The organism is Novosphingobium pokkalii, assembly GCF_014652855.1.
GTDB lineage: Bacteria > Pseudomonadota > Alphaproteobacteria > Sphingomonadales > Sphingomonadaceae > Novosphingobium > Novosphingobium pokkalii.
Genome location: NZ_BMZP01000016.1, coordinates 40,503 through 63,035, shown reverse-complemented (window position 1 = coordinate 63,035; position 22,533 = coordinate 40,503). Strand labels below are relative to the sequence as shown.

Sequence of the window (22,533 nt, the reverse complement as noted above, 5' to 3'; positions counted from 1 at the left end):
GCATCACCCCGTCGCCCGCTTCAGGGCCACGCGCACCAGGTCGTTGAGGCGGGCGTCTTCGCCCAGTTCCTTGATCGCGAAGGCCACCGCGCTGGAGGCCACGGCGGGCTTGAAGCCCAGGTTCTGCAAGGCGGAAATGGCGTCGGCGCTGGCAGAGCCGGCGGGCAGGGCCACGTCTGCCTCGGCCGCGATGCCGAGGCCGCCGGACAGGCCGGCAAGGCCGCCGGCCTTGTCTTTCAATTCGTTGACGATGCGGCTGGCGAGTTTCGGCCCCACGCCGTTGGCGCGGGCGACCATGGCGGCGTCGCCCCCGGCGCAGGCGCGCTGCAATTCCTCGGCTGACAGCGCCGAAAGGATCGCCAAGGCCACTTTAGACCCCACGCCCTGAACGGCGGTGAGCAGGCGGAACCACGCGCGTTCGCCTGCGCTGGCAAAGCCGATCAGGCGCTGGTCGGTCTCGCTCACCTGCATCTCGGTGTGCACCACCACTTTGTCGCCACGCACGCCGAGATGGGTGAGCGTCTTGGCCGAGCAATGGACCAGGTAACCGACGCCATTGACGTCGATGATCGCCCAGTCCGGGCCGGTGTCGTCGAGAATGCCGGTGAGTTTGGCGATCATGGTTTGTTCCCTATGGCAGGGAACTTTTCCAGGCGCAACCGGCGTTCAAGTATTGGCCTGCTGCTCGTCGGGAACCTTGTCGTGCGGGCCATAATAGAGCCGAGCGCAGGCATGGGCGGCCACGCCTCCCTCCAGCGTGAGGTCGTCCTTGAAGGCATCGCGGATGTAATCGACGGTCGAGAGGTGGCGGTCCTCGAAATACATCTTGTGCACCTGGTCGCGCCCGGCGCCATAGACGATGCGCGTGATCCCCGCCCAAATCGCGGCCATCGTGCACATGCCGCAGGGCTGCAACGTGGTGTAGAGCGTGGCCCCGTCGATCTTCATGTCGCCCACTTCGTGCCCGGCGGCGCGCAGTGCCTCCACCTCGGCATGGGCCGTGGCATCGCAATGCTCGGCCGTGCGGTTGACGCCGGCGCCCACCAGACGGCCCTGGCGCACGACCAGCGCCGCGATCGGCGTGTTCGCGGGATCGTCGCCCTTTTCGCGAATGGCAAGGGCAATGGCGCGGGCCATCCAGGCGTCGTCGGTTGCGGCGATGTTCATGAACGCTGCTACGCCGGGCGGGGCAGGGTGTTCCCGGCCCGAAAGACCGATCAGCGATGGCTGCCCAGCATGTTGGCGTGGGTGATCGCCACGGCCAGTGCATCGGAAGCGTCTTCGCCGGCCAGTTTCACGCCGGGCAGCAGGATTTTCAGCATGTGCTGAATCTGCTGTTTTTCCGCGCCGCCGGTACCGACCAGTGCCTTCTTGATCACCTTGGTGGGATATTCGGCCACGGGCATGCCCGAGCGCGCCAGGCTGACCATGGCGACGCCGCGCGCCTGGCCCAGCTTGAGCGTGGATTGCGGGTTCACGTTGACGAAGACTTCTTCCACCGCGCCTTCATCCGGGTGGTGGGTGAGGATCACGTCGGTCAGCGCCGCGTCCAGTTCCACCAGGCGCTGCGCCATGGTGGCCTTGGCATCGGTGCGGATCTGGCCGTTGGCGACGTGGCTCAGCCGGCTGCCGGCCTTGGCCACCACGCCCCAGCCGGTGCAGGTGAGGCCGGGATCGATGCCGAGGATGATCATGAAAAACAGATCCTCTCCCGCAGCGCGGGGGAGGGGGACCGCGTGCGAAGCGCGTGGTGGAGGGGGCGCCCCCTCCGACGGCCTAGCGGCCGCCACCTCCCCCGCCAGGCGGGGGAGGATCGGTAGGCATTCCGCGCGTCCACGGGCCCGATCAGCCCAGCTTTTCCATCACGTCGTCGGGGATTTCGTAGTTGCCCCAGACGGTCTGCACGTCGTCGTCGTCGTCGAGCACGTCGATCAGCTTGAGCAGGGTGGCCGCGTCGTCGGCCGAAACCGTGGTCTTGAGGTTGGGCTTCCACGCCAGCTTCACCGCTTCAGCTTCGCCCAGCGCCTTTTCCAGCTCGCGGCTGACGGGGTGCAGGTTGTCGATCGCGGTCCAGATCTGGTGCGTGTCTTCGTCCGATTCCACGTCATCGGCGCCGGCTTCGATCGCGGCTTCCAGCACCTTTTCCTCGTCGCCCACGCTGGCGGGGTATTCGATCAGGCCGAGGCGTTCGAAGCCGTGGCTCACCGCGCCCGACGCGCCGAGGTTGCCGCCGTTCTTGGCAAAGGCGGTGCGCACGTTGGTGGCGGTGCGGTTGCGGTTGTCGGTCAGCGCTTCGACGATGATCGCCACGCCGCCCGGGCCATAGCCTTCGTAGCGCACTTCTTCATAGTTCTCGCCATCGCCCTTGCTGGCCTTGTCGACCGCGCGCTGGATGTTGTCCTTGGGCATCGACTGCGCCTTGGCGGCGTTGATCGCGGCGCGCAGGCGCGGGTTCATGTCCGGATCGGGCATGCCCATCTTGGCGGCGACGGTGATTTCGCGCGAGAGCTTGGAGAACATCGCCGAGCGCTTCTTGTCCTGCGCGCCCTTGCGATGCATGATGTTCTTGAATTTGGAATGGCCTGCCATGGATCTGCTTCTTGCGGCTGATGGTGGGAATGCGGGTTTGCTTGCGCCCCTAGACCAAGCCGGGCAAAACGGCAATCGGGCAGGCGCCGATGCGGCAAACGCGGCGTTAATCCCTGCTCCGGTATGGCCCTGGCCATGGTCCGCCTTTCGCTTCCCGCCGCCCAGTCGCTCGCACAGTTCCTGACGCATCCGCGCTGGTCGCGCCCGATGGGGCTGGGCAGTGCTGAAAGCTGGGCGCTGTGGCGCGGCGCCACCTTGCTCTACCTGATCGGGCTGGTCGTGCTGATGCCGCTGATCGGCCTGTGGCAGCGCGGCATGGGCCTGCCTGGCGCCGATGCCTTTGGCAAATTGCCGCCGACGCTGCTGTTGCCGACGGTCGTGATCCTGGCCCCGGTGGCGGAAGAATGCATATTTCGCGGCTGGCTCTCGGGCCGCCCGCGCGCGCTGGTGCTGCTCGGCGGGCTGCTGGCAGCGGCAGGCGCGCTGTCGACGATCCGCGATGGCGCAGCCCATCCCCTGGCCTGGCTGGTACTAATGTTGTCGGTGTTGGGGGCAGCGGGTGGCTGGTTCGCGCTGCGGCGACGGGAAACGCCCGCCTGGTTCGAGGTGGCGTTTCCGGCGCTGTTCGTGTTGCACGCGGCGGTTTTCGCGCTGTTCCACCTTGGCAACTATCCGCGCATCACGCTGGCGCTGGTGCCGATGGTGCTGCCGCAGCTATGGGCCGGGCTGGTCTTCGGCTTCGTGCGGGTGCGGATCGGCCTGCCGGCCTCGATGCTCACCCATGCGCTGGGCAATCTGGTGGCGGTGACCGCAGCGCTGCTGATGCGGTGACGGCGCTGGCCCGCCCTCGCACCCGGCTATCCTGTGGAGGGCCGGGTGGGGAGAGGGCTGATGCCGTCACGCCGCGTCAGCGGCAGGGAATCAGTCGATGCCCAGCGCGTTCTTGTAGACGTCGAGAATCGCTTCCATTTCGCGGCGGTCGTCGGGCTTCATCTTCCGCAGGCGGACGATCTGGCGCATGATCTTGGCGTCGTAGCCGGCCGACTTGGCTTCGCTGTAGACATCCTTGATGTCGTCGCCGATGCCCTTCTTTTCTTCTTCCAGGCGTTCGATGCGCTCGATCAAGAGGCGCAGGCGATCATCGGCGGCGTCGGCCATGGGTATGCTCCGAATCTGTTAAGTGGGCGGCCTTGGCGGCCATCAGGCGGGGGCAAATAGCCGTCCGCGCCGATGCTGGCAAAGCCGCGCCTGTGGAAAGATTGCTCCGAACCGGCTTACGCACCGCCGGCACTGGGGGAATGCGCGGGGGTGTTGCGCTTCATGCTCTCGTCCATCCGCGCCAGTTGCTCGGGCGTGGCCGGCGTCTGGTAGCGGCTTTTCCATTCTGCTGCGGGCAACCCGTGGATCGCTTCGCGCGCGGCGGCCTTGTCGAGCGGGGCGCCGGCTTCCACGATCCAGTCAGCGAGGCAGTTGCGGCAGAATCCGGCCAGGCCCATCAGATCGATGTTCTGCGCATCGTGGCGATGGCGCAAGTGGCGCACCAGGCGGCGGAACGCGGCGGCGGCCACGGCATCGTCGATCTGGTCGAGGCCATCCGCACCGTTTTGGGCCGTTTGGGGCAGGGGGGAATTCGTATCCATGGCTATCATCCCTTGGGTTTTGGGCCAGCATAGGCCATAGGGCTGCGCGATTGAAAGCCTGCCCGGTTCGATAGGAAGAGGAGTTGTTGCACCATGGCCCAGCCTGACCAGGGAAAGAGCCCTGACAAGCGCGAACGCAAGGTCAAGATCCTCGCCACGGTGGGGCCGGCAAGCCGCTCGCCGGAAATGCTGGAAAAGCTGTTCCGCGCTGGCGCTGATGCGTTCCGCGTCAACATGAGCCACGGCGAACACGCCATCCACGCCGAAACGATCGCCAACATCCGCGCTCTCGAAGCGAAGGTGAAGCGTCCGATCACCGTGCTGTGCGACCTCCAGGGGCCGAAGCTGCGCGTGGGCACGTTCAAGGAAGGCCGCGCGGTGATCCGCCATTCGGGCCATTTCACGCTCGATCGCAATCCCGAGCCGGGCGATGAAAACCGCGTCTGCCTGCCCCATCCCGAACTGTTCGGCATCCTGCAAAAGGGCCAGCGCCTGCTGATCGACGATGGCAAGCTGCGCCTGCGGGTGATCCGCGCCGACGCCAACGAGATTCTGTGCTCGGCTGAAGTTGGCGGGGTGATTTCCGATCGCAAGGGCGTCAACGTTCCCGACGCGGTGGTGCCGGTGCCGGCGCTGACCGAAAAGGACCGTCGCGACCTGGCCTTTGCCGTGGAGCAGGGCGCCGACTGGATCGCGCTGTCGTTCGTGCAGCGCCCCGAAGACGTGGCCGAAGCGCGCCGCCTGATGGGCGGCTATGGCGCGCTGATGGCCAAGATCGAGAAGCCGGCGGCGATTTCGCGCCTGGAAGAGATCATCGAGCTGTCCGACGGCATCATGGTGGCGCGTGGTGACCTGGGCGTGGAGCTCAACCCCGAAGAAGTGCCGCCGCTGCAAAAGCGCATCGTGGAAAGCGCGCGTCGCCAGGGCAAGCCGGTGGTCGTCGCCACGCAGATGCTCGAATCGATGATCGAGGCGCCGACGCCGACCCGCGCCGAAGTGTCCGACGTGGCCAACGCGGTCTATGACGGCGCCGACGCGGTCATGCTCTCGGCCGAAACCGCCGCGGGCGCCTGGCCCGAAGAGGCGGTGAGCATCATGAACCGTATTGCGGTGCAGGTGGAAAGCGATCCCGGCTATGCCGCGCGCGTCCACTTCATCGAGACGCTGCCCGATCCGACCACGGCGGACGCCCTGGCCGAAGCTTGCGCTTCGATCGCGCAGACTCTGCCGATCGCCGGGATCATCGTGTTCACCGGCTCGGGCTCCACCGCCCGTCGCGTGGCGCGCGAACGGCCGGGCGTGCCGATGCTGGTGCTCACCCCCAGCCAGAAGACGGCGCGCAAGGTTGGCCTGCTGTGGGGCGCCCATGCGGTCAACACCAAGGACATCGGCAGCTTCGAGGAAATGATCGCCAAGGGCAAGCGCATGGCGCTTCGCCATGATTTCGGCACCGCCGGATCAAAGCTGGTGGCGCTGGCCGGGGTTCCCTTTGGCACCCCGGGCGCGACCAACCTGCTGCACGTCGTCACCCTTACCGGGGACGAATTGAAGCATCACCAGGGCGACTGAAACATGGACGTGATCGGCGCGGGCGCAAGAGCCGCTCGCGCTATCCCTTCTCGCCGACCCGTGCGACCGTCAGGCCCGAGGTCACGCGTTCGGCCGCGAACACGCAGTTCTTGCCCGATGCCTTGGCGAGATAGAGCGATGCGTCTGCGTCCGGGATCAGTTCCTCCCCGCGCACCGAGGTTTCCGGCATGGCCGCCACGCCCAGCGAGGCGCTGACGGGGCAGCCCTGGATGTCGGTGACGCCCTGCACGCGCAGGCGGATCTGTTCGGCCTTGGTCACGGCATCGGCCAGCGCGCAATCGGGCAGGATGGCAATGATCTCTTCTCCGCCATAGCGGCAGACCACATCGGTCGGCCGCAGCGTGCCGACGATCTGCGCCGCCACGTCGCGCAGCACGGCATCGCCCTTGGCGTGGCCATAGCGGTCGTTGAGATCCTTGAAGTTGTCGAGATCGATCATGATCACGGCCGTGGGATTGCCCGAGCGGTGCGACAGCGCCAGCAGCCGCTCCAGCGTGTCTTCCATGTAGCGACGGTTGTAGAGCCCGGTCAGCGGATCGCGCAGCGACTGCGTGCGCAGCCGATCGCGCAAGGCGATGTTGGATAGCGCCAGCGACATGGAGTCCGCCAGCGCCGTGCCGAGGTGGCGCAAGTTGGCGAGTTCTTCAGTGCAGTCGCCTTCCGGCGGGGCACCGCTGCGCGCCAGGATCAGCAGGCCCTGCACCTGGCCCCCGGCCATCATCGGGATTTCCAGCACGGCATTGGCGCCGCCATGGTGTGCGCAGCACAGGCCGCCTTCGTCCGGCGCGTTGACGTGGGCCTTGCCCCGCTTGAGCGCCCAGCAATGGCTGGGGGCAAGCGAATCGGGCGCGAGGTATCCGGTTGGCAAATCCCACTGCCGCGCCAGGTCCAGCCGATCGCGCGAATTGTTGAGCACATAGAGCGCGGCGCCATAGCCGCCGAGCAGGCGCCGCGCCGTGACCATCAGCACCGCGCCGGCTTCCTCGTTGGTTTCCGCCGCCTGGAGCATGTCGGTCATCGCAAAGAGTTCGGCCGTGCGCCGCCGTGCCGCTTCGGAATCGGCGCGCATGTGCTGCTCGTGGTTGTGATTGGCGATGAGGATCGCGCGGAAGCCCAGCAGCGAAGCGACGACGGCCACTTGCAGCACCACCGCCAGGATCAGCAGGCGGTCGCTGCTGGTGCCCTCGATGCGATCGAGCAGGTCGTGCACCGCCACCATGGCGATCGACAGGCCCTGCAACGCGATGGCGCCATTGTACATGAAGCCCAGGCGCTGGCGTTCGCTGCTTCCGATTCCCGGAAGGCGCAGTCGACGCAAGACATGCCGTCGCTCATTCACCACGCGCGCAGGGCTCCCGTTCCGATCCAGACCCGGCCCGGTCGACACCGCGCCGTCGCCCGCATCCACGCGGATGCCGGCGCCACTGCGCATCCTTAGGGCCAGGGCGGATGGAGCAGGCTGAACGGCTGCCTGCGCATGAATGCCTAGGGCTGGCTGGGCACCGCGCTAAGCATTGCCCTGCGCGGCATTCGACGCATTCAGGCGCGCGCGCCGAACAGGGCAGAGCCGACGCGCACGTGGGTGGCGCCAAGCTGGATCGCGGTTTCAAAATCCTCGCTCATGCCCATCGAGCGGCCAGCCAGGCCGTGGTCGCCGGCCAGCTTGTCGAGCAGCGCGAAGAACGGCGCGGCCTCGATCCCGGCCGGGGGCACGCACATCAGGCCGATCACCGGCAGGTCTGCCTTGCGTGCCTCGTCCAGCAGGGCGGGCATGTCGGCGATGGCGCAGCCGCCCTTCTGCTCTTCCGCGCCGATGTTGACCTGCACGAACAGCGGCACGCGGCGGCCGGTCTTGTCCATCGCGCGGGCAAGCGCGGTCAGCAGCGAGGGGCGATCGAGCGAGTGGATGCAATCGAACAACGCCACCGCGTCTTCGGCCTTGTTGGATTGCAACTGGCCCACCAGGTGCAGCGCAACCTCGGGATGTTCCTCGCGCAGCGGTGCCCACTTGGCCTGGGCTTCCTGCACGCGGTTTTCCCCGAACACGGTCTGCCCGGCGGCGATCAGCGGGCGGATCGCCTCGGCCGGGTGGGTCTTGGACACGGCGACCAGCGTCACCGTCTCGGCCTTGCGGCGGGCGATGCGCGCGGCCTGGTCGATGCGGGCGCGGATGTCGTTCAAGTGGGGATGCTCTGGTCCGGTCATGGCGCGGTGCTATAGCGTGGTCATGGCAAAGCGCTACCCCGTGCCGCGATTGGTCCTGCTCAGCGATGCGCGCAACGATGCCGTGCTCGACCGGGCCTTGGCGCGCCTGCCGCGCGGCAGTGCGCTGGTCTTTCGCCATTACCACCTGTCCGCGCCCGAGCGCCGCCGTCGCTGGGCCGCGTTGCGGCGGCAGGCGGCGAGCCGTGGCGTGGCCCTGATCGCGGCCGGGGCGTCGTGCGGGCGCGGGGCGCAGGGGCACTATGGAGCGCCGTCCGCGCTTGCTGGCGGCGGCTTGCGACTGGCCACGGCGCATTCGCTGCGGGAAATCGGCGCGGCGGCGCGGGCGGGTGCCGATGCCGTGCTGCTGTCCCCGGTGCTGCCCACGCGCAGCCATCCCGGCGCCCCGGTGCTGGGCATGGTGCGTTTCCTGCTGCTGGCCCGGCAGAGCCCGTGCCCGGTTCTGGCCCTGGGCGGGATGACGCGACGCGCGGCGCGCCGCCTGCCGCGCGGCGGGCGGGTGCAGGGCTGGGCGGCGATCGACGGCCTGTCGTGAAAAGCCCGCACAATCCCTGGCTTTTCCCGCAGGATTCTTGACCGGTCGGGCACTTGGGACGATGATGGGGGCCAGAAGGGAACACTTGGCATCATGGCTTCGCGGGCACTCACCCCCAATCGTTCGACCCCCGGCGCGGGCCGGGGCAACCCCAATTGGCGGGCCGTGCTGCGGCGCAGCTTCCGGCGCAGTGCCGAACTGATCGGTGGCGCCACGCTGTTTGGCGCCATGGTGTTCCTGGCGCTGGCCTTGGCCAGCTATACCCAGACCGATCCTTCGGGCAGCACCGCTTCGGGCAGCCCGGTGGACAACTGGATGGGCCTGCCCGGTGCCTGGGCGGCAGAGCGCGTGCTGGTCTTGTTCGGCCTGCCGGGCGGCCTGCTGGTGCCGCTGCTGTTCGTCTTCGCCCGCCGCCTGTGGGATGCGGCTGGTGACCTGATCGACGTGGACGAGGAAGACGAGGAAGCCACGCCCGATCCGGCATGGTGGCGGCTGGCGCTGGGCCTTGTGCTGGCCATGATGCTGTCGGGCAGCGCGCTGGCCCTGGCTTTCACCGGGCGCGGCGGCGGCTTGCCCGCAGGCTTTGGCGGGCTGACCGGCTTGCTCGGCGCGGCCGGCGTGCGTGCGCTGGCCGGGCTGGTGCCGGTGGCGCAGGGCTGGATCATCCTGGGTTTGGCGCTGGTGGCGCTGGGCGGAGGCCTGTTCCTGACCGGCCGGGTCTTTGCGCTGGACTGGGGGCGCCTGCTGTCCATTCCCGCGTTCCTGCGCCGCTCCCCGCGCGCCGACGATGCCGAGGCAGCCCCCGCGCGCCAGCGCCGTGCGCCCAAGGCCAAGGCGGCCGCTGCCGACGCCCTACTGGCCGATGACGACGACGCCGACGACGAGCCGCCGTTCGAAACCCGCAGCCCGGTGATTCCCGCCGATGCCGCAGCGCCGCGCCGCCCCACCGAGATCAGCGATCCGCAGCGCGGCCCGGCTCCGGCCGCCAAGGCCCAGGCGCGGCAGAACGACCTGTTCGACAAGTTCGCGCTGCCCGCGATCGACATCCTCGAGGAAATTCCCGCCAGCGCGCAGCCCAAGATCGACAAGCTGGCGCTGGAACGCAACGCGCGCCTGCTCGAGAACGTGCTCGACGATTTCAACGTGAAAGGCGAAATCACCGCCGTGCGCACCGGCCCGGTGGTGACCATGTATGAACTGGAACCGGCGCCCGGCATCAAGGCGAGCCGGGTGATCGGCCTGGCCGACGATATCGCCCGCAACATGAGCGCGGTTTCCGCGCGCGTTTCGGCCATTCCGGGCCGCACCGTGATGGGCATCGAATTGCCCAACCAGATCCGCGACATGGTCTCGTTCCGCGAGCTGGTGGCCTGCGACAAGTTCGTCAATGCCAAGGGCCTGCTGCCGATCATTCTGGGCAAGGACATCGCCGGCGAACCGATCGTGGCGGACCTTGCCACCATGCCCCACCTGCTGGTGGCCGGCACCACCGGCTCGGGCAAGTCGGTGGGGCTGAACTGCATCCTGCTCTCGCTGCTCTACCGCCTCACGCCCGCGCAGTGCCGCATGATCCTGGTCGATCCCAAGGTGCTGGAACTCAAGTCCTACGACGATATCCCGCACTTGCTTTCGCCGGTGGTGACCGAGCCGGCCAAGGCCGTGCGCGCGCTGAAATGGGCGGTCGAGGAAATGGAGCGGCGCTATCGCCAGATGTCGTCGATCGGCGTGCGCAACCTGTCGGGCTTCAACGAAAAGGTCCGCGCCGCGCAGGCCAAGGGCAAGCCGCTCGGCCGCCGCATCCAGGTCGGCTTCGATCCCGAGACCGGCGAGGAGCTGTTCGAGGAACAGCAGCTTGAATACCAGGTGCTGCCGCAGATCGTGGTGATCGTGGACGAGCTGGCCGACCTGATGGTCACGGTGGGCAAGGAAGTGGAAGTGCTGATCCAGCGGCTTTCGCAAAAGAGCCGTGCGGCGGGCATCCACCTGATCATGGCCACGCAGCGCCCGTCGGTGGACGTGATCACCGGGGTGATCAAGGCCAACCTGCCCACGCGCATTTCCTTTGCCGTGACCAGCCGGATCGACAGCCGCACCATCCTGGGCGAACAGGGCGCCGAACAGCTTCTGGGCAAGGGTGACATGCTCTACAAGCCCAACACCGACCCGATCAAGCGCGTCCATGGTCCCTTCGTCAGCGACGAGGAAGTGGAGCGCGTGGCCGATCACTGGCGCGGGCAGGGCAAGCCGGAATACGTCGATTCGGTCACCGAAGAGCCCGAGGAAGGCTCCTTTGGTTTCGACGAGCTGGACACCTCGGACAATCCCGAAGACCGCAAGTATCGCCAGGTCTGCCAGCTCGTGTTCGAAAGCCAGAAGGCCTCGGCAAGCTGGATTCAGCGCCAGATGGGCGTGGGCTACAACACCGCGTCAAAATGGATCGAGCGGATGGAGCAGGATGGCTTGGTCGGCCCTGCCAACCACGTCGGCCGCCGCGAGATCTATCGCGACAAGGACGGCAACCCGCTGTGATGGCGGCAGGGATTGAAGATGTCGGCCTGATCTGCTCGCGTTTCGAGCATCGGAAATTATGCCCCCCGTTCGCCCTGAGCCTGTCGAAGGGCGCTGACGCAGCGCTTGCAGGCCAGCAGGCTTCGACAAGCTCAGCCCGAACGGTGGCTGTGAAATCTGATGTGTGAAACCCGTTCGCCCTGAGCTTGTCGAAGGGCGCTTTGGTTCAGGCCACCGATCGTATCGCTGCCGTCGCTTCGCCCACCAGCGCCGTCACTTCGGCTTCTGCCAGCACGCGGCGCGGTTCATAGCCCAGGCCGAGCCGCGCGGTGCGGCGCCAGGCTTCGCAGAACAGGCCCTTGCCCGGCCCGAAGGCGCGCAGCACATGGGTGGCGAGGCGCGGCGGCGCATCGGGGGCATAGGCGCGGGAAAACAGCGCCATGTCGGCCACCCAGGGGCCGATCATCACCCAACCATGGTCTTGTGCCATGGCTTCGCCGGCCACGCTCAGCGTGCCTTCCACCACGATGATCGGCGCGGTCAGCGCGCGGCCGAGATGCACGGCATAGGCGGCATTGAGCATCGGCGCGGTCACGTCCTTGCCGGCCATCACCTTGAGCACGTCTTGCGCGCGGCTGGCCATCACCGCCATGTCGTCCTCGCCCGGTACATAGGCCTTGAAGGCGCGGGCGGTTTCCCACGAATGGCTGGCGGCAATCAGGCGGGACAGGCGGGTCAGGGCAAGCGAAGCGGTCATGATCGCTGCGCCTTAGGCGCAAATCGGCCCCAGGCAAAGAGTGGGGTTCCGGATCATTTCCCCTGCTTGCCGACGATCACCCCACCCATGTCGAGGTTGCTGCCCCCTTTGGGATCGATCATCCCGGCGTGCCAGGAGGCATAGAATTCCTCGGCATGGGGGCCGGTGAATTGCCCGTTGATCGCGCCGTTGGTATTGCCGAGGCCCAGCACGTTGATGGCCTTGTCGAACGTGGCAGCGAATGTGGCCTTGCCGGCAGTGCCCTGGCCGGTGAACGTATAGGCGTCCAGGGCATAGGCCGTGCCGGTGTCGCGGTCGGTTGCCACCGGGTTGAGTGTGCCGGTCAGCGTGGAGCCTGCGAAATTGTAAGCCATGTGCGCCTCACCGCTGATCGCGTAGGGGCGGGTGGTGCCGTCTGATGGCGCGCCGGAATAGCCCAGGATCACGCCGCTGTAGGTGGCGCTGCCACTGGTCGGAACCGCAGACGCCGGGGTCGCCTCACCAAAGGCAAAGGCGAAATCGCTATACGGCGAGCCGGTGTCGGGCCTTACCGTCGCGGATTCGAACGTGCCGAAGCCGGTATAGGTCAGGGCCACGACCGGGTTGGCCGGGCCGGGCCGGGATATGCGAAGCGTGCCGGTGCGCGCGCCATGCGTCACGTCCTCGGCGGCATAGACATCGTAGGCGGCGTTGCTCAGCGCCGTGTCAAGGATCGCCGGCGTGAGCGTCGCGGAAATGCCGGTGTATCCGTTGATCGGCGCTTCCACCACCAAGGCCTTGGCCGTTTCGGAATAGCTGACATTGAAACCCTGGCCGAACAGATTGCCGCTCGACCAGGCATTGGTGCCTCCGGCTCGGTAATAGTTGACGACCATGGCCGCGCCGCCCAGGTCCTCGTTTATCACAAGATTCGACAGGCCGTTGTTGGATGGCATCGTTGCCGTATCGCGACCCCTGATCGTGCCGGTTGCCACCACGTTGTCGAGCAGCTTACTATCCCATACCGCGCCCAATTCCTCGTGATTGGGGCCGTAGAATCGGCCATTGATTGTGCCCGGCCGATAGAGGGTACTGAAGCTGCCGGAAAAGGTGGTGCCCCCCGATGCCAAGGTCGCTTGCGACGACCAGATCATATCGGTGTGCTTGAGCGCACCCGCGATATAGCCGTCCATCGTGCCGCTGCCGGTCAGCTTGCCGCTGGCGAAATCGACGGAAAAGCGGCCGCCACCTTTCAACACCAGGATATAGTTGCTGTAGCCGGCTTCGCCATCGATACGCACGCCGAACGTGGCTGTCCCCGATTTGGGCATGGCCGACGCGGGCGTGGGCACGCCATAGGTGAAATAGTCCATCGTTGCGGTGCTGTTGGGCGCATCGGTCTGCGTGCGCTGCCACAGGCCGGAACCGACATAGCGGAACAGCGGAGCATCGGGCGTACCGGGATCGGTGCTGTTCGTCGACAGGGACAGCGTCTCGGTCAGCGCGCCGGCAGAGCGGCTGTAGACCGTGGCCTCGGCGGTGCTGAGTGTGGCATCCTTCTGCGCCGGCCCGAAGTCTTGCGTGCGGCCCTGGGTGGTTACGGTGTAGGTCTGGGTCGAGGCCTTGTATTCGATGGTGAGCGGACTGCTCGTCGCGGTGTTGGGCTGGGCGGTGGTGATCGGCATATAGGCGGTTTGCGTGCGCGCGTCGTTGACGAACGCCTCGCTCACCAGGGTTCCGACCAGATCGTCGTTGGTGGGCTTGGCGGGGGGAGACGGCGGGGTGTTGGGTTCGTTGGTGCTGGCCACGCCGCCGCCATCGCCGCATCCGGTGAGGGGCGCGGCCAGCGCCAGGGCGAGAAATGGCAGCGACTTGCCCATCTTTCCAGGAAGCACACGCGCCATGGCCTTATCCTTCTGGACGGAGAAAGAGCATCCAAATCGGCGCGATAATACGCTATTTTACTTATTGTTCCAGAACATCCGTATCTTGTCGCACAGAAATGCGTCAGCATGTGGCGACAATCGCGACGTCAAAGGCCCTCGCGCCACCGGGCGAGGCGCGCCACCGCGTCGTGAAGCATGGCTGTCGGCTTGCAGTGGCACAGGCGCACGATGTGGCGCGGCGCGGGCGGGCCTTCCCACAGCGCTGAGAGCGGGATGGTGGCGACGCCGGCTTCGGTAACGGCACGTTTGGCGAAAGTGGCATCGTCGAGGGCAAAGCCGCTCTGGCGCAGATCGATGCACGAAAACCAGGTGGCGGTGCCGGGTAGCGTGGCAAAGCCATGGGCCGCCAGCGCCGTCAGCAGCGCCTGGCGCGAGGCGGCCCAATCGGCCACCTGCCCATCGATCAGCGCGTCATCGGCCAGGCCCTCCGCCACGGCCCATTGCAGCATGGGCGGCGTGGTGAAGGTGAGGAACTGGTGCGCGCGGGCGACCACGCCGGACAGCGCCGGGTCGGCCACCAGCCAGCCCACTTTCCAGCCGGTGGCGCCAAAGATCTTGCCGGCCGAGCCGATCTTGATCGTGCGTTGGGCCATGCCCGGTTCGGCCATCAGCGAGGCATGGGGCTGGCCATCGAAGCGGACCACTTCCCACACTTCGTCGCAGATCGCGACGAGATCGGCTTCGACGCACAACGCGGCAAGCGCGGCGCGCTCCGCAGGGGTGGTGATCGTGCCGGTGGGATTGAGCGGATCGTTGAGAATCAGGGCGCGGGTGCGCGGGGTGAGCGCCGCGCGCAAGGCGGCAAGCGGCATGGCCCAGTCTGGCGGGGTGAGCGCGACGAACACCGGCACGCCGCCGGCGCGACGCACCAGCGGCGCATAGGCATCATAGGCCGGGGCCAGCACCAGCACCTCATCGCCGGGCTGCACCGTGGCGAGGATGGCAGCCGCCACCGCCTCGGTCGCGCCGGAGGTGACGATCACGTGTTCGCGCGAGAGGTTCAGCCCCTGGCGCTGGGCGTAGAACGCGGCGACGGCATCGCGCAGTTCGGGCACCCCGGCCATGGGCGGATATTGCTGAGACCGCTCCGCCATGGCGCGCGTGGCAGCCTGCGCCAGGGCAGGCGGGGGCGGACCGTCGGGAAAGCCCTGGCCCAGGTTGATTGCGCCATGCTGCCGCGCGAGGCCGGACATTGCCTCGAAAATCGTGGTGGGCATCTGGGCGTAGAGCGGATTGAGGCGCGGCATTGGCTAGTCCTAGCCGCTCGGGCGGGCTGGGGCAAAGGGTGGGTTTGGCCGCCTGTACCACCCCCCGACCCCCTCCCCTGAAGAGGAAGGGGAGCAGAAGGACCGCGCCCGCGTCTTCAGAGGAGAGAGCGGGCTTGGCGTTGCTGTTCGAGAATCAATGCGCGGTGGCGGGATTGTAGCCGGGATAGAGCAGCTTGATGCTTTGCGGGGCGTGGCATTGCTTCACCGCGGCCGTGGCGTGGCGCAGGCGCTCGGCGGTGAGCGAGGCGTTGGACAGGGCGTGCTGGCGCTCGCGGCCCACTTCCTCGGCGGTGAACGGGCGGGTGCCGGCAGGCACGCTGTTGCCGCCGAGCACGAAGACCACGTAGTTCATCAGGTCTGCCAGTTCGGCATTGTCGTGAATGCGGCTGTGCGCCACGTTGGGCAGGCGCAGCAGATAGGCGCGGCTGTCGGGCGTGCACATGAACCAGCCGACGCGGCCCATCAGCTCGGGCAGTTGCGCGGGCACCGTGCTGCCGTTCACGCCGTGGCAGCCGCCGCAATTCTCGATGTAGTCGACGCGGGCCTGGTTGGGGTCTTCCATCACGTGTTGCGCCGGGGCGGCTGCCGCGCCGTCGTGCGCGGCGCTCAGCCGGGTGGCGAGGCCCGCACTGAACAGGGCCGTGGCGGCGAGCAGGGACAGGCGGGCGATCCGCATCATCGGCCTTGCCCTCAGGCCGCGCCGACCAGCACGGCGGTGGAGCAGTGGTATTCCATGCTCTGCGTGCCGAAACACCAGATGATGTCGTTGTTCAATTGCGGCACGTAGATCTGCGTCTCGCGGTCGGCATTGTCGCAATTGCACTTGTTGCAATAGGATTTGCCGCAGCAATCGCGGTAGGCAATGAGGTAGGACTTGCCGTCTTCGGGATTGACGCAAGTGCCCACCCACGAGACGGGGGACGGTTCGGCACCTGGCGGGCAGGTGTGTACCCCACCACCGCAGCAGGTGCACAGCGCGCCGTCGATCGCGCAATAGCGCCAGTAATCGCACTTGGTGTTGTCGGTCACCTGCGCGCCGCGCGCGAACGTGGTCTTGGCTTCCGGGCCGCGATCGGGCTTGGCCGGTGCGGCGTTGGCGCGGCTGACCGGCAGCACCGGGAACAGTGGCGCGGCGACCAGCGCGGTGCCGAGGCGGGCGAGGATGCCCCGGCGCGAGGTGCCGCCGGCAAAGCGCCGCAGGACCTTTTCGCCCAGGCTGTCAGCGTCGAAATGGATCATGATCGTTGCCCCTCAAAACGCGCGTTGTTCAGGCGACCGCGCCATGCATGCGCGCGACATAGTCCTGCACCGAGTGGACTCCCATTTCGTGGGCGATCACCAGGCTTTCGAGATGTTCGCGGCTGTTGACCAGGCCCTTGGACAGCACCACGCCCTTGTCATCGAGCAGCACCGCGAAGGGCAGCTTGCCCACGGCGAAAGCCTGGCCTACTTCCGGCCCGTTGACGAAAGGATAGGCTTCCAGGCCATGGCGGGCGATCATCTCGCGCTGCGCATCCACGCTGTCATCCCCCACAAACGTCAGTGCCACCCGCTCGTCGCGGGCGAAGGACTTGGCCATGGGGATCAGGTTCTTGCACAGCGGGCACGAGGCCGAGACGAACATCAGCAGGCGCAGCGGCGTGCCGGGCGCGGCGCCGCCCACGCTGATCGCCGCGCCATCGAGCGTGTGGCTGGCGACCGCCTGGCTGGCGCTGCCGACCGAAGGCCCACCGGCGGTGGTAAGCGCGCCAGCAGGCGCCACGCGCATGTGCAGCACGCCCACTTGCCGGGCCAGCGCGAGCAGCGCCACCACCAGCAACGCGATGATCACCCAGGAAATTCCTTGCGAAACGATCAGAGCCGTCATCATCGCCTGCTTACCTCCGCGCGGCGGCGAGCGGCGAACCCGCCAGCGCCACGATCGCATTGAACAATTGGAACAACAGAAACAGCACCGCGCCGCCTGCCCAGGCGAGCGGCCAGGTGCCGGCCGGGGCGGGCAGGCCCGCCAGGGCCGGCAGCAGCAGCGCCGCCAGGCCGAGGTTGCGCAGCACCAGCGGCCAGGCCAGCGGCTGGCGCAGCGCGGCATGGCCGCACCCACAGTCGATATGCCCGCGCCCACGCCGCAGGTTGACCGCCATGGCCCAGGCAAACAGCGCGAGCAGCGCTATGGTCAGGGCCGCTGCCGGGGCAACCAGCGCGCCGCTCAGCAGCCACAGGCCCAGCCCCAGTTCGGCGCCGGGCAGCACGGTTGCAGCGGGCGCCACCAGCGCTTCGGGCAGCAGGCGGTAATTGGCGATCACGCCGGGCAGCAAGGCGCGATGGCGCAGCTTGGCAATCGCCGCCGAGACGAACACCAGCCCCACGCCCACCATGGCGATCCGCCCGGTGAGCGCCAGCGCCACGAGACCGACGGGATCCGGGGCGGAGAGCGTGATCACTGCGCCTGTGCCACGGTGATCACGCCATTGCCGGCGTGATCCAGCTTCCACGCCTGCTTGCCGGTGGCCAGATCATAGACATAGACCGTCTCGTCTTCTCCGGCGAAAACCAGATGCGGGGCGGCTTCCTGCGTCACCGCGATCATGCGCGGTTCGCCCGGCACTGTCATGCGCTTGACCACTTTGTGGCTGGCCAGATCGAGCTGCCACACTTCGTTGGCCCCGGCCTTGTGCGACCAGAATTCGCCCATGTGCATCAGCACGTAGAGCTGGCCGGTGGCGCGGTGCAGGGCCATCTGCTGCACCCCGCCGGGATACCAGTTGACCTGGTTGGGGGCGGCCGATCCGGCCGGAACGCCGGCGGCTTCCTGAAGCGAGAACGGCGCGGAAATCACCGGCTTGGCGCCCAGCGTGGCGGTGTAGATCTTGCCCGTGTAGCTGAGCATCACGATCTGGTTCTTCGCCCGGTCGACCTGGAAATTGTCGAAGATCGGATCGTCGGTTGCCGAAAAGAACGGTTCGCTGCGGGTGATCTGGCTTTTGGCGCCCGACAGCGTGAGCGTGGCCAGCGACCCGTCGGAACACAGCGCGGACACGCCCACGCCGGGCACGGCGACCATGCTGGCGCAGCCGGGCAGTTCCACGGTCTTGACGAACTTGCGCGCGACAAGGTCGATCACGTTGACCGACGAGGCCGGGCTCATGTTGTAGACATAGCCGAACTTGCCATCGGGGCTGATCACGAAGTTGTTCAGGCGGCCGCCGACCAGGAGGCGGCCGGGCATGGGAATATCGGCCTGGAGCTTGAGATCGACGCTGTCGAACACCGAGACATAGTCCTGCCGTGTGCCGCGCGAGGCCTTGGTCCACAAGGTGGACGAGACGTAATAGAACTTGCCCGCCGGATCGAGCGCCAGGTCGGTCAATTGCGGGGTTTCGACATGGCCGAGCAGCTTGCCGGTCACCGTGTCATAGATCGCCGACGAATTCTCGGTGAAGCCGCGGTTGATGAAGAACCAGCTCGGCTGTGGCGGGGTGAGTTGCGCCACGTCGGACTGTTCGGGCTCGACCGAAGCGACCGGGGCCGCGCGGGCCGGGGCCATGCTCGCCACGGCGAAGGCACCAGCCAGCGCCATGACCCATGTTGCAGATGCGAAGAAATGCCCCTTGGTGGCAGCAAACGTCATCGTGGCCGGCCCCTGTTCGTATGTAACAGCCCGTGGTGAGCGCGAAGGTGTGTGCGGCAGGGCGATGGAGCGCAGCAGACCGGGGCTTTCCCCCGATTCCGGCATGCCCCCGCCTGCCGTTGCGATCTCAAGTCTTGACGAATGTCCTATTTCAGTCAAGCCGCATTCGCAGGTGCCGCAAAACTTTTTGCCCGATCTGGCATCACATCATGTTTGCGGCAGCAGGCAGGGCTGCGGCAGGCCGGCGATGTCATCCGGGGTGATCGTGCAGGCCAGGTCCACCAGCGCCTTGCCGGCGATGGCGATGAACGCAGGCATGCGATCGGCCCAGGGCTTTTCATGGCCCAGGAACGGCGTGGCCCCTTCCATCGAGGCGCTGATGTAGAGCGCAACCGTCTGGGCTTGCGCGGCATCAAGCGCAGGGTTCAGTTCGCTCACATATTCGCAGATCACGCCATGGACGCGGGCGTAAAACTGGGCGACGCGCTCTGCCACCACGGCGTTGTGGTTGGCCATGGCCCACAGTTCAGTGAACAGGCGGGTGGTGCGCTTGCCGGCAATGTCTTCCAGGCACAGCGCAATGACGCGGCGCAGCCTTTCCCGCGCGCTGAGCCCGGGTTGGCGCACCTGGCTGTCGAGCACTTTGTCATAGCTTTCCAGCATGTCGGCCAGCATGACCTGGACCAGCATGTCCTTGCGCGGGAAGTGATAGCTGACATTGCCGACTTTCATCCCGCATTCGGCAGCGATGCGCCGCACGGTAAACTGCGCCGCGCCTTCCTCGATCAAGACCTTGAGCGCGGCCTTGACGATGGCTTCGGCCGTGGCGGCGCCGCGGGCATAGCCGCCGGGCCGGGGCAGGGTGAGGGGCAGGGCAAGAGCGCGGTCTGCTGGCGTCATTGCCTTGAGGCTATCACGCCGCGCCGGTGGCGGCCAGTTGCGATCGCAGCAACCGGAAAAATCCCCGCCGTGCCGGGGCACGACGGGGACAGGCATGGCGTGATCCGGGATCGCGTAAACCCCCGGCAGCGCGTCAATAGCGTATCGAGTACTTCAATCCGAAATACTGCGGCTTGATCGGCATGGTGCGAGACGAGCCGGAGCAGTATTCGATGGCACAGAAGGTGTTCTTGGAAAGCTGCCCGCGCCGATCGAACATGTTTTCCACGAAGGCCGTCAACGTCCAGTTGTCCTTCGACACCCCGGTCGAGAAATCGAAGCTGACGAAGCCCGGCGTGTTGCCCAGCAGCCCGTTCTTGACAGTATCGAGATTGGATGTGGACAGGGTCTGCGCGTGCATGGTCAGTTGCGCGAAGTCGTTCAGCGAGCCCCAGTTGCCGTCATAGCGCGCGGAAAGTTGGCCCTTGAAGCGCGGCTGGCGCGGCAGGCGGGTGCCCTTGGCAGCGGCAAGATGGTCTGAATTGGTGTCGCAATCGGTGAACGGTACCAAGGTGTCAGGGTTGAGCAAGCAGAAATCCTGCGTCAGCTTGGCGTCGTTGTAGGCGCCCGAACCGCTCAGGGTGAACTGCCCCAGCTTGAGGTCGAAATCGGTTTCGATGCCCAGCACCCGCGCCGCGCCGGCATTGACCGTGCCGCCGTTGCCGAAATAGCCGAGCGGAATGACGGTGTACTGCACGCCCGTCCACTTTTCGTAATAGGCAGCAAGGTTCCAGCGCAACATATTGTTCCAACTGGTCTTGAAGCCCACTTCGTAGTTGGTCAGGCGGTCGGCGTTGTAGGTGCCCATGGCCGGCAACTGGTTGGTGCCGCCGGGACGGAAGCCGGTGGAGTAGGTCGCGTAGACCATCTTGTCCGGGGTAACCTGCCAGGCGACGCTGACTTTGTGCGTTTCGCCGGTTTCATTGTAGGCGGGCTTGTTGTTGTTGACGCAGGAAAAGCGCTGGTCGGCCGGGAACGGCACGGTGCAGCCCAGGGCGATTGCCGTGGAAGCCACGCCGCTGAAACCATAGACCGAGTTGTTGGCCTTGAACACGCGGATGCCGCCGGTCACCTTGAGCTTGGACGTGACCGGCACCGTGCCTTCGGCAAACACCGCATAGTCGCGGAATTTCTGGTCGAGATCCTGGTTGTAGAAGGCGTCACGCTTGATCGCCGGGTTCCACTCGCAGCCATCGGCGCACGAGGTGGCAAGGTCGATCTGGCTCAGGCCCGGAATCTGGTAGTCGTCGTCCTGCGACATCTTCTGGAACTGGAAGAACCCGCCGACCGTGAGGTCGAAGCCCCATTCCTTGGGCACCGACAGGCGCAACTCCTGTGTCACCTTGGTCTGGGTGAGGCGGCCGATGTAGGATTGGGTGGGGTTGATGAAGTTGCCGCTCTTGTCGCGGAACTTGAGATAGTTCTCGTAGCCGTCGCCCAACTGGTCATAGTGGACCGAGTAATAGGTGTAGTCGCTGGTGTTGTGGATCTTGCGGCGGAAATATCCCGAGGACGACACCAGGTCGAAATCGCCGATCTTGCCCTGGATGGTCAGCGAGGCCTGGACCCACTTGTCGATATTCTCGGTCGGGCTGTAATCGTGCACTTCAAGATCGCCGACGCGCGGATCGTAGTTGAAGAAGCCCTTGGCATCGAGATATTGATAAGTGACGGACGGATAGAGCTTCCAGTCGCCCGCCTCGATCGTGGCGTTGATGCGCCCGCCATAGCTGTCGACCGGATTGTAGTTCTTCTGCACCAGCGTGGCGTTGTCCACGGTATAGGTGGTGCTGGGATCGTCGTCGCCCAACTGGTAGGTATAAGTGCCGTGGGTGTTGTCGATGTAGCCGCCTTCGTGATCGTAGAAGCCCATCATGCGCACGGCGACATGTTCGTTGACGGGAATGTTGACGAAGCCTTCGAGCATCGCCCCGGCCGCGCCCTTGCCATAGGCATCCACTTGCGCGTCGGTGCCCGCTTCGAACTTGCCGATCTTGGCCTTGTTGGTGATGATGCGCAGCGTGCCGGCAAGCGAGCCGGCGCCATAGAGCGTGCCTTGCGGTCCGGACAGGGCCTCGACACGCTCGATATCGTAGATGTGGACTTCGGGCATGCGCGCCGGCGCGGAAATCGGCACATCGTCGAGATAAGTGCCACTGGTCGACAGCGCACCGCCATCCACGGCGATCCCACGGAAATAGACTTCGCTCTGGCCCGGCCCGAGGCCGGAGAAGCTGACCGATGGCAGCATGCCGGCATAGTCGGCGAAGGTGGCGACCTGGTGCTGCTCCAGCTTTTCCGCGCCGAGGGCCTGGATCGAAATCGGCACCTTCTGTACGCTTTCGGCCTTGCGCGTGGCGGTCACCACGATTTCGCCGAGCCCGCCCGTTCCCGCATCGGCGGCATCGGGCGCCGGGGCTGCCGCCGGTGCGGTTTGCGCGAGGGCCGCGACAGGCAGCGCCAGGCTGGAAAGGACGGTCGAAGCGCCGAGGAAACCCAGCGCGCGCTTGATCGGCGACCGTTGTTCAAACACCATTGTTCATGCCCCCTGATGGCCTGACATTCTTGTTGCCGTCTTCCTGCGGACGGTAATCGTGGCGGTGTTCCTGGTATTCTATTGTTGTTATGCCGCTTCTTGTGCAGTCGCCGCACCGTCGTGGGCACTTGTGCGATCAAACCCTGTACAGGCTAGCCATTGCGAGAAAGCCCCGCCGCGCAAATGGCAACAGGGCTGCGCGATCGCAGCGCAGCGTGTGCAAGGTATTGATTTGGCCACATAGTGCCGCGTTGCGGCGCATTTTGTACGACTGTCTGGGATTGGATAGTGCCAGCAAAACAGGCGCTGTCAACAAAAATTCATGATCTGGCATCGCAGATGGCGCCGGAACGTGCTGCGGGCGCGGGATTGTGCTGTTCGCAGTTGCGTAATCG

22 protein-coding genes are annotated in these 22,533 nt (G+C 66.4%); 4 read left to right on the top strand and 18 right to left on the bottom strand.

Annotation, left to right across the window (positions count from 1 at the left end; translation table 11 throughout):
- Positions 1-3: 3 nt before the first annotated feature.
- The 4 genes from ruvA to IE191_RS15585 all read right to left on the bottom strand — a co-directional run bounded on the left by ruvA (position 4) and on the right by IE191_RS15585 (position 2,589).
- Positions 4-621 (bottom strand): Holliday junction branch migration protein RuvA, encoded by a 618-nt coding sequence (gene ruvA / locus IE191_RS15600; RefSeq protein WP_191325311.1) that lies wholly within the window; start codon positions 619-621, stop codon positions 4-6.
- Between the two features lie 45 nt (positions 622-666).
- Entirely contained in the window at positions 667-1,167 is a 501-nt protein-coding gene (locus tag IE191_RS15595) for a nucleoside deaminase (RefSeq protein ID WP_229815468.1), read from the bottom strand.
- A 50-nt stretch (positions 1,168-1,217) separates the two neighbouring features.
- Positions 1,218-1,694 (bottom strand): crossover junction endodeoxyribonuclease RuvC, encoded by a 477-nt coding sequence (ruvC, locus tag IE191_RS15590; protein WP_191325310.1) that lies wholly within the window; start codon positions 1,692-1,694, stop codon positions 1,218-1,220.
- 151 nt (positions 1,695-1,845) lie between these two features.
- Complete coding sequence (locus IE191_RS15585; RefSeq protein WP_168556436.1) at positions 1,846-2,589, bottom strand: YebC/PmpR family DNA-binding transcriptional regulator; 744 nt, start codon at positions 2,587-2,589, stop codon at positions 1,846-1,848.
- Positions 2,590-2,724: 135 nt separating this feature from the next.
- Between IE191_RS15585 and IE191_RS15580 the strand changes: the two genes are divergently transcribed.
- Complete coding sequence (locus IE191_RS15580) at positions 2,725-3,420, top strand: CPBP family glutamic-type intramembrane protease (RefSeq protein WP_229815467.1); 696 nt, start codon at positions 2,725-2,727, stop codon at positions 3,418-3,420.
- Between the two features lie 90 nt (positions 3,421-3,510).
- Here IE191_RS15580 and IE191_RS15575 read toward each other — a convergent pair whose 3' ends face one another.
- Both IE191_RS15575 and IE191_RS15570 read right to left on the bottom strand, forming a co-directional pair.
- The gene (locus tag IE191_RS15575; RefSeq protein WP_022675853.1) at positions 3,511-3,747 is read right to left on the bottom strand and encodes a DUF2312 domain-containing protein; all 237 of its coding nucleotides are present in this window, start codon (positions 3,745-3,747) and stop codon (positions 3,511-3,513) included.
- Between the two features lie 116 nt (positions 3,748-3,863).
- Positions 3,864-4,229 (bottom strand): DUF1244 domain-containing protein, encoded by a 366-nt coding sequence (locus IE191_RS15570; protein WP_229815466.1) that lies wholly within the window; start codon positions 4,227-4,229, stop codon positions 3,864-3,866.
- Positions 4,230-4,322: 93 nt separating this feature from the next.
- Here IE191_RS15570 and pyk point away from each other — a divergent pair, with 93 nt between their 5' ends.
- Positions 4,323-5,798: a pyruvate kinase gene (pyk, locus tag IE191_RS15565; RefSeq protein WP_191325307.1), complete on the top strand. Its 1,476-nt coding sequence runs from the start codon at positions 4,323-4,325 to the stop codon at positions 5,796-5,798.
- Between the two features lie 40 nt (positions 5,799-5,838).
- On the opposite strand, the gene IE191_RS15560 is transcribed toward pyk, so the two are convergent.
- Positions 5,839-7,251, bottom strand: a complete 1,413-nt coding sequence (locus IE191_RS15560; protein ID WP_191325306.1) for a sensor domain-containing diguanylate cyclase — start codon at positions 7,249-7,251, stop codon at positions 5,839-5,841.
- 107 nt (positions 7,252-7,358) lie between these two features.
- Positions 7,359-8,024, bottom strand: coding sequence for a YggS family pyridoxal phosphate-dependent enzyme (locus tag IE191_RS15555; RefSeq protein WP_191325305.1), 666 nt, complete (start codon positions 8,022-8,024; stop codon positions 7,359-7,361).
- Positions 8,025-8,046: 22 nt separating this feature from the next.
- Here IE191_RS15555 and IE191_RS15550 point away from each other — a divergent pair, with 22 nt between their 5' ends.
- On the top strand, positions 8,047-8,577 hold the full coding sequence (locus IE191_RS15550; protein ID WP_191325304.1) for a thiamine phosphate synthase: 531 nt from the start codon (positions 8,047-8,049) through the stop codon (positions 8,575-8,577).
- Positions 8,578-8,670: 93 nt separating this feature from the next.
- On the top strand, positions 8,671-11,106 hold the full coding sequence (locus tag IE191_RS15545) for an FtsK/SpoIIIE family DNA translocase (protein ID WP_191325303.1): 2,436 nt from the start codon (positions 8,671-8,673) through the stop codon (positions 11,104-11,106).
- A gap of 205 nt (positions 11,107-11,311) precedes the next feature.
- Here IE191_RS15545 and IE191_RS15540 read toward each other — a convergent pair whose 3' ends face one another.
- The 10 genes from IE191_RS15540 to IE191_RS15495 all read right to left on the bottom strand — a co-directional run bounded on the left by IE191_RS15540 (position 11,312) and on the right by IE191_RS15495 (position 22,138).
- Positions 11,312-11,842, bottom strand: coding sequence for a hypothetical protein (locus IE191_RS15540; protein ID WP_191325302.1), 531 nt, complete (start codon positions 11,840-11,842; stop codon positions 11,312-11,314).
- 53 nt (positions 11,843-11,895) lie between these two features.
- Positions 11,896-13,725: a transferrin-binding protein-like solute binding protein gene (locus IE191_RS15535; RefSeq protein ID WP_191325301.1), complete on the bottom strand. Its 1,830-nt coding sequence runs from the start codon at positions 13,723-13,725 to the stop codon at positions 11,896-11,898.
- Positions 13,726-13,853: 128 nt separating this feature from the next.
- Positions 13,854-15,014, bottom strand: a complete 1,161-nt coding sequence (locus IE191_RS15530; RefSeq protein WP_191325300.1) for an aminotransferase — start codon at positions 15,012-15,014, stop codon at positions 13,854-13,856.
- 154 nt (positions 15,015-15,168) lie between these two features.
- Positions 15,169-15,714 carry a cytochrome C gene (locus tag IE191_RS15525; protein ID WP_191325299.1) on the bottom strand — a complete coding sequence of 182 codons (546 nt, stop codon included), beginning with the start codon at positions 15,712-15,714 and terminating at the stop codon, positions 15,169-15,171.
- Positions 15,715-15,725: 11 nt separating this feature from the next.
- The gene (locus tag IE191_RS15520; protein WP_191325298.1) at positions 15,726-16,274 is read right to left on the bottom strand and encodes a methylamine dehydrogenase light chain; all 549 of its coding nucleotides are present in this window, start codon (positions 16,272-16,274) and stop codon (positions 15,726-15,728) included.
- Between the two features lie 28 nt (positions 16,275-16,302).
- Positions 16,303-16,905, bottom strand: a complete 603-nt coding sequence (locus IE191_RS15515) for a thioredoxin domain-containing protein (protein WP_191325297.1) — start codon at positions 16,903-16,905, stop codon at positions 16,303-16,305.
- Between the two features lie 7 nt (positions 16,906-16,912).
- Positions 16,913-17,476 (bottom strand): MauE/DoxX family redox-associated membrane protein, encoded by a 564-nt coding sequence (locus tag IE191_RS15510; RefSeq protein ID WP_308432921.1) that lies wholly within the window; start codon positions 17,474-17,476, stop codon positions 16,913-16,915.
- Positions 17,473-18,663: an amine dehydrogenase large subunit gene (locus IE191_RS15505; RefSeq protein ID WP_191325296.1), complete on the bottom strand. Its 1,191-nt coding sequence runs from the start codon at positions 18,661-18,663 to the stop codon at positions 17,473-17,475. Before IE191_RS15505 ends, IE191_RS15510 begins: the two co-directional genes overlap by 4 nt.
- Before the next feature lie 207 nt (positions 18,664-18,870).
- Positions 18,871-19,563 carry a TetR/AcrR family transcriptional regulator gene (locus IE191_RS15500; protein WP_191325295.1) on the bottom strand — a complete coding sequence of 231 codons (693 nt, stop codon included), beginning with the start codon at positions 19,561-19,563 and terminating at the stop codon, positions 18,871-18,873.
- 133 nt (positions 19,564-19,696) lie between these two features.
- The gene (locus tag IE191_RS15495) at positions 19,697-22,138 is read right to left on the bottom strand and encodes a TonB-dependent receptor (RefSeq protein WP_191325294.1); all 2,442 of its coding nucleotides are present in this window, start codon (positions 22,136-22,138) and stop codon (positions 19,697-19,699) included.
- Positions 22,139-22,533 lie beyond the last annotated feature (395 nt).

Excerpts from the sequence above, each read along its gene's own strand:
- ruvA (WP_191325311.1), bottom strand. The coding sequence starts at position 621 with ATGATCGCCAAACTCACCGGCATTCTCGACGACACCGGCCCGGACTGG.
- IE191_RS15595 (WP_229815468.1), bottom strand. The coding sequence starts at position 1,167 with ATGAACATCGCCGCAACCGACGACGCCTGGATGGCCCGCGCCATTGCC.
- ruvC (WP_191325310.1), bottom strand. The coding sequence starts at position 1,694 with ATGATCATCCTCGGCATCGATCCCGGCCTCACCTGCACCGGCTGGGGC.
- IE191_RS15585 (WP_168556436.1), bottom strand. The coding sequence starts at position 2,589 with ATGGCAGGCCATTCCAAATTCAAGAACATCATGCATCGCAAGGGCGCG.
- IE191_RS15580 (WP_229815467.1), top strand. The coding sequence starts at position 2,725 with ATGGTCCGCCTTTCGCTTCCCGCCGCCCAGTCGCTCGCACAGTTCCTG.
- IE191_RS15575 (WP_022675853.1), bottom strand. The coding sequence starts at position 3,747 with ATGGCCGACGCCGCCGATGATCGCCTGCGCCTCTTGATCGAGCGCATC.
- IE191_RS15570 (WP_229815466.1), bottom strand. The coding sequence starts at position 4,229 with ATGGATACGAATTCCCCCCTGCCCCAAACGGCCCAAAACGGTGCGGAT.
- pyk (WP_191325307.1), top strand. The coding sequence starts at position 4,323 with ATGGCCCAGCCTGACCAGGGAAAGAGCCCTGACAAGCGCGAACGCAAG.
- IE191_RS15560 (WP_191325306.1), bottom strand. The coding sequence starts at position 7,251 with ATGCGCAGTGGCGCCGGCATCCGCGTGGATGCGGGCGACGGCGCGGTG.
- IE191_RS15555 (WP_191325305.1), bottom strand. The coding sequence starts at position 8,024 with ATGACCGGACCAGAGCATCCCCACTTGAACGACATCCGCGCCCGCATC.
- IE191_RS15550 (WP_191325304.1), top strand. The coding sequence starts at position 8,047 with ATGGCAAAGCGCTACCCCGTGCCGCGATTGGTCCTGCTCAGCGATGCG.
- IE191_RS15545 (WP_191325303.1), top strand. The coding sequence starts at position 8,671 with ATGGCTTCGCGGGCACTCACCCCCAATCGTTCGACCCCCGGCGCGGGC.
- IE191_RS15540 (WP_191325302.1), bottom strand. The coding sequence starts at position 11,842 with ATGACCGCTTCGCTTGCCCTGACCCGCCTGTCCCGCCTGATTGCCGCC.
- IE191_RS15535 (WP_191325301.1), bottom strand. The coding sequence starts at position 13,725 with ATGGCGCGTGTGCTTCCTGGAAAGATGGGCAAGTCGCTGCCATTTCTC.
- IE191_RS15530 (WP_191325300.1), bottom strand. The coding sequence starts at position 15,014 with ATGCCGCGCCTCAATCCGCTCTACGCCCAGATGCCCACCACGATTTTC.
- IE191_RS15525 (WP_191325299.1), bottom strand. The coding sequence starts at position 15,714 with ATGATGCGGATCGCCCGCCTGTCCCTGCTCGCCGCCACGGCCCTGTTC.
- IE191_RS15520 (WP_191325298.1), bottom strand. The coding sequence starts at position 16,274 with ATGATCCATTTCGACGCTGACAGCCTGGGCGAAAAGGTCCTGCGGCGC.
- IE191_RS15515 (WP_191325297.1), bottom strand. The coding sequence starts at position 16,905 with ATGATGACGGCTCTGATCGTTTCGCAAGGAATTTCCTGGGTGATCATC.
- IE191_RS15505 (WP_191325296.1), bottom strand. The coding sequence starts at position 18,663 with ATGACGTTTGCTGCCACCAAGGGGCATTTCTTCGCATCTGCAACATGG.
- IE191_RS15500 (WP_191325295.1), bottom strand. The coding sequence starts at position 19,563 with ATGACGCCAGCAGACCGCGCTCTTGCCCTGCCCCTCACCCTGCCCCGG.
- IE191_RS15495 (WP_191325294.1), bottom strand. The coding sequence starts at position 22,138 with ATGGTGTTTGAACAACGGTCGCCGATCAAGCGCGCGCTGGGTTTCCTC.